This is a genomic window from Chitinophaga sp. sic0106, from assembly GCF_019219075.1.
Taxonomy (GTDB): domain Bacteria; phylum Bacteroidota; class Bacteroidia; order Chitinophagales; family Chitinophagaceae; genus Chitinophaga.
The window spans coordinates 1-15,833 of sequence record NZ_JAHUWJ010000022.1; the positions used below are offsets into that span (position 1 = coordinate 1).

The 15,833-nt window shown below is 47.4% G+C and carries 10 protein-coding genes; 3 read left to right on the forward strand and 7 right to left on the reverse strand.

Annotation, left to right across the window (positions count from 1 at the left end; translation table 11 throughout):
• Nucleotides 1-175: 175 nt before the first annotated feature.
• Nucleotides 176-7,462 carry a cell surface protein SprA gene (sprA, locus tag KW844_RS24455; protein WP_218379424.1) on the reverse strand — a complete coding sequence of 2,429 codons (7,287 nt, stop codon included), beginning with the start codon at nucleotides 7,460-7,462 and terminating at the stop codon, nucleotides 176-178.
• A 32-nt stretch (nucleotides 7,463-7,494) separates the two neighbouring features.
• Complete coding sequence (ruvA, locus tag KW844_RS24460; protein WP_218379425.1) at nucleotides 7,495-8,082, reverse strand: Holliday junction branch migration protein RuvA; 588 nt, start codon at nucleotides 8,080-8,082, stop codon at nucleotides 7,495-7,497.
• A gap of 191 nt (nucleotides 8,083-8,273) precedes the next feature.
• Between ruvA and KW844_RS24465 the strand changes: the two genes are divergently transcribed.
• Entirely contained in the window at nucleotides 8,274-9,281 is a 1,008-nt protein-coding gene (locus KW844_RS24465; protein ID WP_218379426.1) for a beta-ketoacyl-ACP synthase III, read from the forward strand.
• A gap of 81 nt (nucleotides 9,282-9,362) precedes the next feature.
• Here the strand turns inward: KW844_RS24465 and KW844_RS24470 are convergent, their stop codons facing one another.
• From KW844_RS24470 to KW844_RS24490, 5 genes are all read right to left on the reverse strand, one after another.
• Complete coding sequence (locus tag KW844_RS24470) at nucleotides 9,363-9,779, reverse strand: hypothetical protein (RefSeq protein ID WP_218379427.1); 417 nt, start codon at nucleotides 9,777-9,779, stop codon at nucleotides 9,363-9,365.
• Nucleotides 9,780-9,893: 114 nt separating this feature from the next.
• Nucleotides 9,894-10,919, reverse strand: a complete 1,026-nt coding sequence (locus tag KW844_RS24475) for a sensor histidine kinase KdpD (RefSeq protein ID WP_218379428.1) — start codon at nucleotides 10,917-10,919, stop codon at nucleotides 9,894-9,896.
• Nucleotides 10,920-10,941: 22 nt separating this feature from the next.
• The gene (locus KW844_RS24480; RefSeq protein ID WP_218379429.1) at nucleotides 10,942-12,900 is read right to left on the reverse strand and encodes a HAMP domain-containing sensor histidine kinase; all 1,959 of its coding nucleotides are present in this window, start codon (nucleotides 12,898-12,900) and stop codon (nucleotides 10,942-10,944) included.
• A gap of 124 nt (nucleotides 12,901-13,024) precedes the next feature.
• Nucleotides 13,025-13,720, reverse strand: coding sequence for an NUDIX domain-containing protein (locus KW844_RS24485; protein WP_218379430.1), 696 nt, complete (start codon nucleotides 13,718-13,720; stop codon nucleotides 13,025-13,027).
• Between the two features lie 53 nt (nucleotides 13,721-13,773).
• Nucleotides 13,774-14,265, reverse strand: a complete 492-nt coding sequence (locus tag KW844_RS24490; RefSeq protein ID WP_218379431.1) for a DinB family protein — start codon at nucleotides 14,263-14,265, stop codon at nucleotides 13,774-13,776.
• 99 nt (nucleotides 14,266-14,364) lie between these two features.
• Here KW844_RS24490 and KW844_RS24495 point away from each other — a divergent pair, with 99 nt between their 5' ends.
• Entirely contained in the window at nucleotides 14,365-14,820 is a 456-nt protein-coding gene (locus KW844_RS24495; protein WP_218379432.1) for a GNAT family N-acetyltransferase, read from the forward strand.
• 71 nt (nucleotides 14,821-14,891) lie between these two features.
• Nucleotides 14,892-15,740 (forward strand): GNAT family N-acetyltransferase, encoded by an 849-nt coding sequence (locus KW844_RS24500; protein WP_218379433.1) that lies wholly within the window; start codon nucleotides 14,892-14,894, stop codon nucleotides 15,738-15,740.
• The last annotated feature ends 93 nt before the right edge of the window (nucleotides 15,741-15,833 follow it).

Here is a 15,833-nt window from a genome sequence, read left to right on the forward strand (position 1 = left end):
TGATACATCAATCACTAAAATAGTGATATGTAATCATAAATAAATGGTTGTCAGTATCTTGTTAAAAAATCAAAAGAAAATATATAAAAGAAAATGGTCGGAAGAAATTTCTTCCGACCATGACTAGCTGTTGGCTCCCCTTTTTTGCGATATATCATACCATCTATTAAACTTATTATTGTGATAATACAAATCGTAATGTCAAACCACCACGTGTATTCGTAATCGGATACGCTGACGATATCGCCGGAATCGTTTGTGCCCTGTCGTAGAAGAAACGCAGATTCAAACGGTTGTTCACTACATAATCAATGCTCGGTGCAATACGCAATACCTTCTGACCACTGGTAGGAATTACCTGGTCCGCATCCAACCTGTTATTCACGGTCTTATCATCTCTCAAACTCACATCCAGCCTAATGTTCAGGTCATTCTGCAAACGCTTGCTACCTTCTTTATTCACGGCAAATGGCAGGGAAATACCACGGATACGGTAACCACCGCCTACGGCCACTTCCGTGGAACGTAATTCCGTCAGCTGATAGTCGATCAGGCTAAGGCTCAGACTGCGTGATTTCTTAAACTCCAGCCGCAGATTCAGCGTGTTCGTAAATGTCATATCCATACCCAGCAACGGCACAAAAGCTTCCGTCATCGTCAGGTTCGGCACCATGAAATATGGATAGTAGTTACCACTGATTGTGTCCCTGAATGCCGGATAACCTGCAATGCGCGGATCTTCATAATACATACTCGTATTGAAGGAACTCATGCTCAGCGTACCGGTGTATTTGTGCGACAGCGTGAAGTTGGTAAGTATACTCTTAAATGGTTCAATCTTAGTCAGCCCGTTATAAGTAATATTCCAGTTTGGTTTAGGGAAGTACTTACTAAACGGATTGCTCTTCACATTATCATTACCCTGCTTCAGCAGCGGAATGTCTTCCGGACTCTTATTGGTATAAGCCGCCATGAAAGAAGGTATCAATACATCCTGTGCATACCTGGTATAACCATAACGGTAAGTAGGATCTTTAGGATCGTAGTAAGGCACTCCAGCGTCAGCATTGTAAGGGTTAGAAGCCCCCAAACGCTGGGAGATGATATTACGATAACTTTCAAACCGGCGGAATGTCTGCGATACCCCCTCGGCAGTCTGAATATCCCCAAACATCGTTTTAACGGCGATATAAGTGATCTCAAATCCACCCGCATCATACGGACTAAGGTGAGCGAAGCCGGAGGTGTCATCTACCCGTTTAAACAGCTCAGAATGCGTTTTTGAGAATGACTTACTCATGTTCAGGTCGATACGCAGATCGCTGATCGGCTCCAGCTGTGCCTGCAGGTTCCAGCGCTGTGTATACTGCTGCTGGAATTGGATGTTCAGCAACGGATCAGGCGTTACGAGGCCTTTGGCCGCAAAGCGGTCCATCCAGGCCTTGTCAGGCTGATAACCGAATACGAAATCCAGTCCCGGTGCCATCGACTGCCAGTTCATACCCAGGATCTTCGTACTATCCAGGTAACCCGGCATGCGGGTAGCTGCATTTTCATCGTAGTTGAAGGTCACCATTTTCACCATGGTCAACGCTTTAAAGGCCGCTTTCACGAAGCCTGAAATCTCTTCAGCGTTGTTCTGGGTGTTGTTATTATTAGCGGCCTTCGGATCTTTCGGATCTTTATTGTTTTGCTGCTTGTTATTATTGTTGTTAGCCGGTCTTCGGGTACTGTTGACTGCCCGCAGGAACTTAGATTTGTTATACAGGTCCGTAAAACGCAACTCTGTGGTAAACCGCTTGGTATTCGCATTTTCAATAGCGTTACCCAGGTACAATGCCAGGCGGGAAGCACCATTCCAGTAATACTCTGTACCATAGGAAATAGTGGCGCTGGTCCAGCTCAGTGCCGGGAATTTAGCCGTTGGCAGCACATACAGGATATTCGCGTTTTGCGAATAGTTGGTAGTGCGACCACCTTTGAAGAAGTTTTTCCAAAGAGTATCCTTCTTCTCTGAACTGTTGATCCTTCCATCCGGTTCGTCTACACGGGCACGGTTCACCGCATTAAACTCAAAGTTGATGCTGCGGCTCAGGTCCCACTTCATACTGTAATACCTGTCGAAAGTAAAGTACTTATTGTAGGTTTCCGGCAGTTGATATTTCGTATCGCCGCCCACGTTACGTACCCTGGTTGCCCCGAACTGACGGGAGATATCCGCCCTGAAACTGAGAATGCTGGGTACATAGTTGAAGTTGAAATCCTTCACCAGGTCAAGCCACTTGGTTTTGGATTTGATCATCCGCTTAAACGGCTCTATATATTTTTGTTCTCCGGAGAAGTTATAGCCCAGTCCTCCACGATGTTTCGTAAGTACATCATTCTGAATGATCGGGTTATGCCGGTTGATCTGGGAGAAGGAGTAACTCACATCAAAGTTTTCGATATCCCACAGCTGGCGCTTACCTTTTTTAGTACTCATCTTCCTTACGTTGGTAAAGTTCAGACTCGTAATGGAGGTAAAGTCCTGGGCATTTTTGCGGATAGAGTCACGCTCATGGTTACTGCGGGCCAGGCTGAGTTTATCTTTTAGTTTGATGTCAAGGTCGTACGGGTCATACTCCGGATTGCTGGCAGATTGCGAGTAGCCGGCATATACAGGTATTGATATCGCTGCATTTTTTGGTAACAGTTTACCCAGATCCAGGTTGGCAGCCGCATCGTATTGCAGGAAGTTATCGCGGAAACGCTCATTTACGCGCTGGTCAATATTTCCGAATCCTGCCGTGTGCATATTACCTGATACGGAAATAGTACCGAGATCGGAGAGTTGCACATCTACCCTGCCTAAAGCTGCATAACCACCTTTTTCATCAAAGTCAGACAGGCGCAGCTCATTGAGCCATACCTCTCCGCATTTGGGCAACCCATCATCTTTCGTGTTCTGAATACCGATCATCATCGTTCTGGAATCACCCAAACTAGGGTTACCCATGATCGACATATAACCACCATATTCATCTTTCACCGGAACGGCCGGATATGGCAGCAATGGCGAACAGGAGTCGCACATATTACGGAGCTGCTTCAGTTTACTGAGGTTGGCCAGCACCAGCTCCATGTTGTTTTGCTCCGGCCAGATCTGGTTCGGATCAGTTTTACCGGTGTTAGGGTTGGTTACTTTCAGCGGAATACGGTATTCGTAGTAGTTGCTTACAAAGTCGCTACCAATACGGATAACGGCCTGCAAGTCCCCATCTTTCAGGTCCATGGAAGTACCGGAACCTTCTGCGTGGATATACATCTGCATCTTCTTATACTGACGCATATCCATGTTGAGGGTTTTATAAACCGCTCTGATATCACCGTCTTTCAGGTTACAAACCTGTAACGACAGCGACTGCTCGTTGAGCTGCAGCGTGGTGTTATTGGTACTGATCGTGTTCTGGCGCACTACCCCGTTAGGCAGTACGTAGTTAATAGGCAGGCGGCTGGAGTTTTCCTCGATGTTTACGGCCGTCTGGTTAAAGGTCACGCTGTTATCCAAAGGAATCGGATCACCGGCTTTCAGCTCATAATCATATTTACGCCACTGGCTGCGCACGAGTTCCAGCTTACCGAAACGCAGTACTACAGAGTCCTGCCAGTTGGTCACATACATACGCATGAAGCGGATGGATTTGAAATCGGGGATGTTACCCACCCGGGTATCGTACTGGCGGATAGGCACTTTAAACTGGTACCAGTATTCCACCGTATCCTTACCGTTGGCCAGTTTTACGTTGGCAGGAATTTTATCTACCAGATAGTTCTGCCCTATTACCATATCAGGTTTCAGGTCCACACGGTACTGGAAATACTCCTCTGTTTCATTGAGGGTATTATCCCGGTTCAGGTCTTCCGACTCCGGAATATTGGTAGCTGCGGATGAATACGTGGAGTTACCGCTTGATGCCGGGGAGTTTCCTTCCGGATTACTATAATTTTTATATCGGTAGAGAATAGAGGAACCGTTATAAGCAGCGTCGCGGTAGTGTCTGTAGTTATCGTTGGACGGGTCACCGTGTGCCTGCTGACCAATCGGAGAAGTGGAACCAAACACCATATCAATGGAGTCGAGATAACTTCTGAAAAAGGCCTGCTCATCGGCGGACTGCAAACCATCGTAACCTACGTCCTGAAAGGCTCTGATGGCAGGGTCGTTATCGAATGCCTGCGTAATCTGCTGCTGGAATTTAGGAATGCGGCCCCACTTGGAAGAATCCAGTTTATTGGTTTCAGTTGGGTTAGGCAAACCGTTCTCAAAGAATTTTTTAGAATCCTTGAGGATATCCTCTGATACGTTACCGAGGTTGATATACAGCTGGCCACCTGCCTGGTTGGTCATGGCGTTAAACGGGTCCTGCACCCAGAACTCGATGTATTCAATGTTCGCCGTTTCAAAGTCACTGTTATCCAGCGCCCGCATGATACCCGCCCACCGGGTTTGCGGCTGCATCAGTTTACCGTTGCGGTCTACTGACATTTGGCTGGAGGTGAAGTTGTACGGGCCACGGTCTTTCGGATAATAGGCCAGATCGAGGGTACTCAGCTGGCTTTGTCCGAAGTCGGTAGATTTGTTTTTGAACACCTCATTCTGATATACCAGGCGCACACGCGGATCGGATTGCTGGTCTACATCAATACCTGCCGGCAGGTTCGGTGATTTAGGAATCTGCAGGGTGGGCTCGATAATATACCAGGCAAGTTTCGCCCTGTTTTTACCGTAATCGAGGATATTATTGTATTCTGCCTCCGGGAACATGATTTGTCCGGCCGCATTGGTAGCGCCTTTCGGCGTAGACGCCAAAGCCCAGTTGGTAGCAGGGAATTTCAGGTCGTAGCCACTTTTCACCCCTTCAAAGTCGTCGATATAGGTGGTACCTTCCTTACTGCCTGGCTGGTTAATCAGCTTGCTATGGCCAGGGAACAGGCGGGCCACCTCACCGGTGAATATGATGCTGGACGGTGCGGTGGAATTATAGTTCGGTAGTTTATTCAGGAACTTGGTGAGCCCTTTCCATTCGGAATTATAGTTCACGTCGAGGCCTACCATGGTGTTTTTGATCGGATCATCGCCGTAGTTCACTTTTTGGTAGTAGGGACGTTCGCTCATACGCACGATGGTACCACCGAGACTCAGTTTATCATTCACCAGGTAGTCGAATCGTGTACCAAAGTAGTTACGTACCTGTTGCCCGAACAGGGAATTATTTTCATACTGTACGTTGATAGGTACACCTGCATTGAGTACACCGCCGTTGATAATTTTCAGCCGGCCCATGTTGTAGTCGATGATATAATCCACGTTTTCTCTCAGCAACTGTCCACCTGCGGTCACGGTTACAGAACCCGGCGGGATATTGGGTGCCAGGCTTATTTCTGAGGAGCTGGCGGACTTATATGACCCACGCAGCACGTACCTGTTCAGTTGCGGGAACTGTTGTGCTACTACTTTGATGGAATCGTACAGTACTTGATAGAGGTACTGCTTTTCCAGTCCCACGTTGCCGTTGAATGCCGGTTTCAGGCCATCTCCGAAAGGTTCCAGCATTGGAAACATCACGCGGCCGTTGAGGGAATTGATTGTAAAGCCTTCCACATAGTCGAATACGCCATCCGGCTGAGGGTCCAGCTGGTTGTTGAGGCGGTCGAGGTTGAGGATGGTGATGATCGGTGCACCTGCCAGGCTGCCCTGTGCATCAGGGATGTAGCGTTTATCGCTTGGCGGGCGTCCTTCCGCACCGGGATCTTTATAATAGATATCGAGTTTGAAATCTTCTTTATTGAGTGCATAACCGCCGGTGTTATACACGTTTTTCATCATCAGGTCCCAGATAGGGAGTACCGGGCGGGCGGAAGTGGCTTTCAGGAGTTTGAGGAACAGTACCGGCTGATTGGCGGAGTTGTTCTGATCTGGTGGTACATCCTGTGAAAACTCACCCACTTTATACACTTTACCGTTGTAGGTATATTGAAAGGCAACAGCCAGGACTTCGTCTGGCTGCAGTTGTTGGTTTAGGGAGATGAAACCCAGTTGTTTGTTGACCGTATATTCTGTGGAGTCGAGCTTTCGGGCAAACGTTTTCTCAAACTCTGAAACGGGTGCGAGCCCCAGGGCCAGGAGGCGGCTTACGGCTGTTCCGGTGGCGCGACTGCTAGGGTCATTGATCAGTTTCTGGTACAGGTCATTGACGTTATTGTCGGGCAGCCGGTTGGCGGTGAGCACGGACAGGCCTGTGTTGTAGGGCTCGTGTTCACCGAGGTCCATCAACCCAACGATGTCGCGGGTTTGGGTGGTGACGCCGGTTTTATTGGTTACCCACACCTCCAGCCTGGTGATATTAGCCAGGGATTGGATGATGGGAAGTTTGCGCATGGCGTAGTTAAAGGTATCGCGGAAAAACTGCGCCATCAGGAAGTGGCGGTTATCCTCGTACTCATCGGCGCGGATGTTATAGTCCTGCACCATGGTACCTCCTTTGAGCTGGAGGTTTTGCTTCTGCGATTTCTGGTTAGAGAGCACGCTGGTAACGGTGAGTCGGCCGAACTGCAGTTGTGTTTTTACCCCAAACAGCGACTGCACCCCTGATATGAGGGAGCTGCGGAGGGGGAAACTTACGTTACCTGCTTCAATCTTCTTGATAATTTCGTCGGAGTAGCCGGTATATTCCAGTTTGATCTGGTTTTCGAAATCGAAGGCTGACTGGGTATTGTAGTTAGTGAGGATTTTTAATTTTTCACCGATTTTACCGGTTACGTTCATATTGATACCCATATCAAAGTTGAACCCGCCATTTCTGCGGGCTTGCTCTACGAGTACGGGGTTTTTGATATTTTGTCCCTGGTAGCCGAATGTAAGATCGAGACTTCCCTGTGGCTTGATATCCACCTTGCTGCCGCCAAAGAGCCTGTCGAACAGGTTATTGCCGTTGTACATGGTGGGGCCGTTACCTTTCTGGTTAAGATTACCGAGGGTAGAAGCTCTTTTTTGCCAGTAGTTTTGCTCACTTTGCGCCGCCTGCATCTTATAGAATTCGTCGAAACTCATATAAGTGGGGTTGCGATAGTATTGGTTACCGATTTTTTCGGTAACGGTATATTGTTTTGTTACAGGGTCGTATTCAACGGTCTTGTTGATATTTGCAGGATCTTTGAGGTCCAATGCAGTTTTAGACGGGGCCTGATCTGTGATACCGGGGCCACGTCTGTCATGCAAGGGATATTTCAAGGTATCTTTCTTTCTGGTTGAGTCCGGGGTAGTTTTCGCCGGAACAGTGGTATCCTGTTCCAAAACCCGGGCTTCGTTCACAGCAGTGGACAAATGCATTTTTCCTGAACGGTCCCTGGCGGCAGTGTCAACAATGATAAAAGATACTATTCCTATTACTGCAAAAACACCGTAATATGTCTTTATAGCCAAAAAAATAGGTTTTTATAGAGGTATAATCGTATTTATAGGCTTTTCAGAGCTTTTTTGATTAACTCTTCCAAGTTTTGCAATAGTGGATCGCTTTTCATAACTCTCGTGATTGCCGTTTCTGCCATATTACGTGCAATTCCCAATGTCACCAGTGCATTTAACGCATCTTCCTGGATTGTATTGTTTACAGGTAAAGATAAATGTGCAGGAGTGTCCTTCCCTTTCTTCACTTTGTCTTTAAGCTCGAGGATCACGCGCTTGGCTGTTTTAGCGCCGATTCCTTTTACACTTTCGAGCATCTTCTCATTTTCCATCATGATAGCCCGGGTAATGTCTTCCGGTTGAAGAGAAGACAACATCATTCTGGCCGTACTGGCACCGATACCGGAAACGCTGATTAGCAGCAGGAAAAGGCTTCTTTCGGATTCTTCAAAAAAACCGTACAGGGTATGACCATCTTCCTTTATATGTAACCAGGTTAACAGCTTACAGGCTTCCAGACCCTGAATACGGGAATAGGTATTCAAACTTATCTGGACTTCGTACCCCACCCCGTTGATGTCAATATGCACCAGTGCGGGTGATTTGTAAGCCAATTTTCCATTCAAATAAGCGATCATAGAAGGTAAAGGTTCAGTAATTTAGTAAAACTTATGGAAAAATATGAAATTCATATCTCCTGAAATACCGGCAAAGATGCTAACTTTTAACGGATTGTCAACCTTCAGGATTGCATCATATGCGACTTTTTTAGGAAATATTGCTTTATGTCGTATTTTTACGCCTCGATTTAAACACACATTTAGTTCATATGAATAAAATTACAGCCGCAATTACAGCGGTGGGTGGCTATGTTCCGGATTATGTTCTGTCCAATAAGGAACTGGAGAAATTAGTCGACACAACAGATGATTGGATTCTTACCCGCACTGGAATTTCTGAGAGAAGGATTCTGAAGGGTGAAGGTAAAGGCACATCCGATCTTTGTGTGCCTGTAGCTTTAGAAATTTGCAAAAAAAGAGGCATCTCCCCTGAGGAAATTGACTTGCTGATTGTTGCAACTGTTACACCAGATATGACCTTTCCGGCTACTGCCAACGTAGTTACTGATAAAATTGGGGCTGTAAATGCATTCGGTTTTGATATCAGCGCTGCCTGTTCCGGTTTCCTGTATGCACTGGATACAGGTGCACGCTTCATCGAAAGTGGCCGTTACAAAAAAGTAATGGTAATCGGTGCCGATAAAATGAGCTCTATCATTGATTATACCGACAGAACTACCTGCATCATCTTCGGTGATGGCGCCGGTGGCGTACTGCTCGAGCCTAATGAAGAAGGCTACGGCTTAATCGACAGCATCCTGAAAAGCGATGGCCATGGTCGTGAATACCTGCACATGAAAGCCGGCGGATCTGTAAAACCAGCATCCCTCGAAACAGTGCAGAACCGCGAACATTACGTGTACCAGGAAGGTAAAATGGTATTTAAATATGCCGTTTCCAATATGGCTGAAGCCGCCGGTGATGTCATGAAACGTAATGGCCTCACGGCAGACAGCATCGCATGGTTAGTACCTCACCAGGCCAACAAACGCATTATCAACGCTACCTCGCAATATATCAACCTGCCAGACGAAAAAGTAATGATGAACATTCATCGTTATGGTAACACTACCGCAGGTACTATCCCGCTTTGCCTCTGGGACTACGAAAAACAACTCAAAAAAGGTGACAACCTCATCCTCGCTGCATTTGGCGGTGGTTTCACCTGGGGTTCCAGCTATATCAAATGGGCATACGACGGCGATAAAGTGCAGTAGGCAACTAAGCTGAAAAAATGTTTGAAATAACAAGGGCTGATCAAAGTTTACACTTTGGTCAGCCCCTTTATTTTTATACGGTTAAATCTTGGTAAACGTCAGCACCTCCGCACTGGAAGTATTATCATCTGCCAGCTGAATAGTAGTACTGGTAACGCTGATAATACGCCAGTCGTCCGTAAGCTCACCCAGCGGCTTATTAGCGTCCGTCTTCACGCCGAAATCAATATTAAACCTGGCTGAGTTGTTGGTAATACTCCAGCTGCCGTTAGTGGTAGTGCTACCCTTTATAGCAGATGCCGCACCGGTATTGCTAAACGTAAACGTATAGCCATTAAAGTCGCTCGTATTATCCTCATTCCGTTCGGAAAACAGCGCTACTTTCCAGGTACCGGAGCTGGGCGCGTTAGGGTCTACCGGAGGGGCTACCACCGCATCATCATCATTGCTGCAGGCCGCAAACAGCAGCATGGCGGTGCAAAAAGTACGTATATGCATACAGGTGTGGATTAGGTGTTTATTATTATACGCGCAGGTCCCCTAAATAGTTGCCATAAAAACCAAACTTTCAGCAACCAGGCTCAAGGGCGAGGCGGGTAGCATCCCCATGAACTATTTTGGTAATACCAGGGAGATGTTAAGGTATTTACCAGCGCTGACCTCCACCTGAATATCGCCTTGCATCCGGCGTGCAAAATCACGGCTTACCGCCATACCTAAGGCAACAGTGTCGCGCTGCCACGCAAACAAGCTCTCGCTTACCTCAATGGCCGCTTCCCCGGCATCCAATGCAATGGAAATACGGACATTGTTTTCATCCGGCCAGGCATCTGCAATTACCAGGCTACCCGGCAGGCCATGCCGGTAAGCGGCTAAAAGAATCTGCCTTAATACAAACTGCAGCATTTCTGCATCTGCCAGTACGGTAGTATCATCGGGAATTCTGTCTACCACACGCGGCGAAGCATCGCTGGTCAGGTAATTAAGATTATCTGCCAGGTAGTTCATCATCTCCCTTAACCTGCAAATAACTGGTGTATATGTATACCCCGCCAACTGCAGCCTAATCCAGCGCAATACATAGTCGAATACATCCAGGGTTTTATGGGACGACACACCAATCTTCTCCATCTCCTCCAACATCTCCTGCCTGCTCATGCCGCCATGTTCCAGCTTTTCAGCCACCTCATTGATGTGCAGCAGCGGCTCCCTGAAATCGTTGGCTATAATGGTGATCAACTTATTTTTGAAATCATCTGTCGCTTTCAGCGTTGCATTCTTCTCCGATATTTCCGCATAGCCTTTCGCCAGCTGCTGTTCCTGCCGCCGCGAATTCCTGAAGTGATAATAACGCGTCATGATCAGCACCAGCAATAGTATGGCTACAGAAATCACCCCTATGGTCAGCAGCTGCGTATTCTTCTTATCCTGTATGCGCTGCTGTAACTGCTCACGTTGCCGCGTGTTCTTACGGGCCAGCGCCTCCGCAGCGCGCTCCTTCACCAGGTATTGCAGGTAGTTGATGCTATCAGCAGTGGTATCCTCCCCCTGTGCCATCCGGTAGATATCCTCCCGGGTAAGCGTATCCGGATAAGGGCGGGCAAATGCCTGCAACGCCGCTGTCAGACACAGCAGCATCCATACTGATATGTATAATTTCCTAGTTACCCGCATCCTGGTTCATTGTGGCCCATGGTAGACTATAAAAAAACCTTGCGCCCTTGTCTTCATTATTTTCCGCCCCGATGGTCCCGTTCATTTTTTCAATAAAGTCTTTACAAATTATCAAGGCAATACCTGCTCCTTTGCCTTTACGTCCTTTGGCAGTAGTTGTTTGCTCTACCGAAAACAATCCCGGTAATACTGCCGGATCAATACCACTACCTTCATCAGTGATCACTACCGTCACCATATTTTCATTACGTGTAGCCGTAACCGTTATCTTCTTTCCGGATGCAGAATACTTTGTCGCATTATGCAGCAGGTTCCTGTTTACGAATTGCAGCATTTCAAAGTCAGCATACACCGGCAGGTCCGTAGATTCATCGATCACCAGCTGCAGATTTTTATCTGTCAGCAGGTGTTGAATATTATTGGCAGAAATAGTCATCAGGTCCTTTATCACATAAGGTTTGGGCTGATAACTAAATCCGGTGAGCTGCGTTTTCATCCAGCGCAGAATGCCGTCAAATACCTGTAGTGTATTGCGTGCACGGTTATCCACCTGCTGAATCATATCCTTCGCATCATCCAGTGAAATGGCCTCGTCTTTTACAAAGCTGCTGATGCTGATAATATTATTGAGCGGACTCCTGAAATCGTGTGCTATCAGTGAAATCAGCTTGTTTTTAAAATCGTCGTTCACGCGCATCTGCGCCGTACTTTGCTCCAGCTCCCGTTGCATGAAAGCGAGCTTGCGGCTGTTGGAACGCGACATGCGGTAAGCCTGAAACACGTGTATCAGCAAAGAAGTTAATAGTATCAATACGGCCAGCAGAAATATCAGGAGGTAGCGCCAGTAGATGTTTTCCAGGCTTTTCTTTTCCAACAGCCGGTGCTGATGAGCATGCTGCATACGCATACTATCCAGTTGCCTGTCGGCAGATGCAAAGTTCATATAGATAGTGGCCCCGGCCTGTTGCACAGCCCGCTCCTGCTGCAGAATGGTCCACAACAGTCCCGCATAATAATCTGCGCGTGAGGTGTCCCCGTTATCCATACTGTTGCGATACAGTGTCATCAGCGTAGGACGCATCAGGCCCAGGTAACCTCCTTTGAGCGCATATTCCAGCGCTTCCCTGCTATAACGGATACTATCCGGCTGTTTAAGGGCCGACTTATAGGCAGCCAGCATGAAATCTCCATACACCACCAGGTAATTCAATCCGGAAGACTTTGAAGAATCCACTACTTCATGTATAACACTTATCGCATCCTGCAATTGGCCGCTGCGCTGCAATTCATGGGCTTTAAACAGCCTGGTGTAAAGGATCTGGCGGTAGTCATCGTATTTCACTGCCAGCACCGCCGCTTCTTCCAGCGCTGCTACTGCCGCCATATGTGCGGACAATGCCGTATCGTTGCGATGAATACTGTAATAGTTGGCCAGCACCAGCGCCCTGATGGAATCGTTGCCGGACTTGTTTACAATCGCCATGGCCGTATCTGCCATCTTCACAGCCTCAGCGGAATGACCCAGGTATTGGTGATATATACCAATGTTCATCAGGTTGATGGCTTCATTAGACAGATCATCTGTTTCCCTGGCGTTGGCCAGACTTTCATTATAAAAAAGGTAGGAGAGATACCGGTTGGGTTTAAAGGCGTAGTAACTACCCAGATTTTTCAGTGCGATGGTAAGACCTGTGCTGTAATGCAGCCGGGTAGCAACTTCCATGGCTTGATTTGCGTAATGCCCACAACTGTCCAGCTGACACGCCTGGTACAGCACAGTCAGTCTGTTAAGTACATCCACATAGGAAGCACTGTCTTTAACCTGTTGCAGCAATGCTTTAGCACGGACTATCTCCGCTTGTTGCCCTCTCGAGTCCTGGAAAAAAAACAACAGAAATAAAAGTACTAAGGAAGTTTTCTTTAGATATGGAAACAACTCGAACATGCATGGTTTATTGCATGACTCAAAATAATCAAAAAATTGCGAAAATGTAAGGAAATCAGGGTTTACTTCGCCTTACCGGCAAAATGAACAAAATGAACAGCCAAAATTTGAGTGCAGGGCAGCATTAGATTTCGAATACGAGCCCTTTCTTTTTCAGTTGTTCATACTTCTCCGGATCGAAGCGGTACAGGTGCGCACCTTTTTTGGAAGAGGTTTTATCTTTTTCTTCCAGTTTCTCCATCACATCGAGGGAGAGTATCTTCTTGCGGAAGTTACGTTTATCCAAAGTGCGGCCATAGATTTCTTCGTATAGGCTACGGAGTTGTGACAGGGTAAATTTCTGCGGCAGGAGTTCAAACCCTATCGGGTGGAATTGCGCATTATCTCTGAGCTTTACCAGCGCGTCCTCAATCATCTTTTTATGATCAAAAATCAACTCCGGCATATTTTCCAGTTCCAGCCAGTGAGCACCGTGCTCCTGCGCCAGCGGCTTATCATGATCCTTAATACGGATGAGTGCGTAATAGGTCACGGAAATTACACGGGCACCGGAATCGCGGTTTACATCCCCATAGCAATGGAGTTGATCCATGTAGATGTCATCCAGGCCGGTAGTCAGTTTCAATACCCGGGCGGCAGCATCATCGGTACTTTCCTCCGGTTGTACGAAGCCACCTACCAGCGACCATTCGCCGGCCATAGGAGCCACTTTACGTTTGATGACCAATAGTTTGAGCTTACCCTCATCGAAACCGAAGATGATACAATCCACAGCCACCAGGTGCCTTGGGGCCTTCGCATAAAAAGAAGCCGCGTTCATATTTTTATCTGATAATGTAGGATCAAAAATAATATAATGAATATTAAAACCCGCTATTTCTTCTGGCTAAACGTGCTGAAATCCGTGGATGGTATTTTGGTGATGCCCAGTTGCCGGAGCATAAATACCAGCTGTCCCCGGTGAAACGTGCTGTGGTTACAGGTATGCATAATAATATCCGCTACCGCCATTTTATAATGCTCGTTTTTTTTGCGGGTAAAAGCAACGATGTGATTGATGCGGGCAGGGGTAGCGGCAGCCACCCATTCGGCCAGCAGTGCTGATTGCCGCAGCCAGGCAGCACAACCTTCCGCAAAGCTGCCGGTAAAACGCTCCGACGGCCGCAGCGGTTTTTCCTGCAGTTGTAAGCGCTGATACCAGATACTTTCACTGTCCCACACATGCCATACCAGGGCGCGCATATGTTCAAAACTTCCTCCCAGGTGAGTAGTCACCTGCTCAGGCGTCAGTTTCGTCAGGGCCTTCCCTATCTCTTTATTGGCCCAGAGATGATAGGCCGTATAGCGCTGTAAGATCGGTTTCATGCAAAGCAGGATTAATATCTCCCGAAAAATCATTCAATTTACAATATTGTTAATCATTTTGCGAGCACCGATATTTGCTTTGCACAAATAATCAGACTTATGGAGAATATATCGCTGCGCGTTGCCCGGAAAGAAGACTGTCCACGCCTGCTGGAACTGATTCGTGAACTGGCAGAATATGAAAAGGCGCCTCAGGAAGTAACGGTTACCCTGGAACATTTTGAACAGGCAGGATTTGGCCCTAACCCGGTGTGGAAAGCATTTGTGGCTGTGGCAGATGACCAGATTGTAGGTTTTGCGCTGTATTACGTTCGCTATTCTACCTGGAAAGGAAGTCGCCTCTACCTGGAGGACATCATCGTTACAGAAAAATGGAGGGGAAAGAAAATCGGCCAGCTGCTGTTTGAGCAACTGTTTAAGGAGGCTAAAGAAAAGCAATTCAGCGGTATTACGTTCCAGGTACTGGAGTGGAATGAACCTGCCATCAACTTCTACAAAAAATTCCAGGCGAAATTTGATCCGGAGTGGATCAATGTGAGCATTGAGCTGGTGTAAATTTTCCGTTCGTATAAATCATTGCCGGTATATGCAGCTTACTTGCTAATATTGGTGATATCCTGGTTGTTATGACTTATCTGAATGATTTCCACGACCTGCAGGGCCAATCGACTGTAGGCCTGTGTAATACGTTTAACCTGGCATTCAGCGACTATCTCGTTCCGGTTAACCTGACGCCTTCCGTGATGGAAGAAAAATTCCAGGGGGAAAATACCAGCCTGGAATGGTCGATCGGTGCCTTTAAAGGCGCGGAACTGGGCGCTTTTATATTGCATGGCGTGGATGACAAACAAGCACCAATGGTGCTGTATAATGGTGGCACGGGCGTAGTGCCGGCGTACCGTGGTCAGCATCTTGTGCAAAAAATGTATGAGGCTTATATTCCCAGGTACCAGGATGCCGGCGTGCGCAGGATTATCCTCGAAGTGCTTACTTCTAATCTCCCTGCTATCAAGGCCTATAAAAACAGCGGGTTTGAAAAAAACAGGGTGTTGGAGTGTTTTAAGGGAGATGTCAGAGCCGGCCTGCCGGCAGTCCCCGTTCTTATCCGGGAGCAGCGTCATCCCAACTGGGCGTTTTATCAAACTTTCCTGGATATGGAACCCAGCTGGTGTAACCTGTTATCCAGTGCCAGCCGCGAAAAAACAACCATGGTGTGGGAGGCGGTACAGGACAATGATGTGATTGGCTTTATTGCAGTGAACATACTGACCCGCAGGGTAAGGAGCATAGCGGTGGATCAGCATTACAGGCGTAGCGGTGTAGGGAATGCCCTGCTGAAACACACGGCAGCAGCGCTGCCAGGCACCCTCACCGTGATTAATATCGACGATCGTTTTCAGGGAATTTGCCGCTTTCTGGAGCAGGCAGGGCTAAATAATTATATTACGCAGTATGAAATGGTAGCGGCTATTTGATCCCTTGAATTGCTTTCCCTAACTGTAGGGGATAAAAAAAGCGGCTGTAGTTCAGCCGCTTTTTTTTGCGTACCCTGATGGACGCTGGTAGTC

Bases quoted from the DNA above. Each gene is read 5' to 3' on its own strand.
- KW844_RS24500 (WP_218379433.1), top strand. From the start codon at position 14,892: ATGACTTATCTGAATGATTTCCACGACCTGCAGGGCCAATCGACTGTA.
- KW844_RS24490 (WP_218379431.1), bottom strand. From the start codon at position 14,265: ATGAAACCGATCTTACAGCGCTATACGGCCTATCATCTCTGGGCCAAT.
- KW844_RS24470 (WP_218379427.1), bottom strand. From the start codon at position 9,779: ATGCATATACGTACTTTTTGCACCGCCATGCTGCTGTTTGCGGCCTGC.
- KW844_RS24480 (WP_218379429.1), bottom strand. From the start codon at position 12,900: ATGTTCGAGTTGTTTCCATATCTAAAGAAAACTTCCTTAGTACTTTTA.
- KW844_RS24465 (WP_218379426.1), top strand. From the start codon at position 8,274: ATGAATAAAATTACAGCCGCAATTACAGCGGTGGGTGGCTATGTTCCG.
- KW844_RS24475 (WP_218379428.1), bottom strand. From the start codon at position 10,919: ATGCTGCTGTGTCTGACAGCGGCGTTGCAGGCATTTGCCCGCCCTTAT.
- ruvA (WP_218379425.1), bottom strand. From the start codon at position 8,082: ATGATCGCTTATTTGAATGGAAAATTGGCTTACAAATCACCCGCACTG.
- KW844_RS24485 (WP_218379430.1), bottom strand. From the start codon at position 13,720: ATGAACGCGGCTTCTTTTTATGCGAAGGCCCCAAGGCACCTGGTGGCT.
- KW844_RS24495 (WP_218379432.1), top strand. From the start codon at position 14,365: ATGGAGAATATATCGCTGCGCGTTGCCCGGAAAGAAGACTGTCCACGC.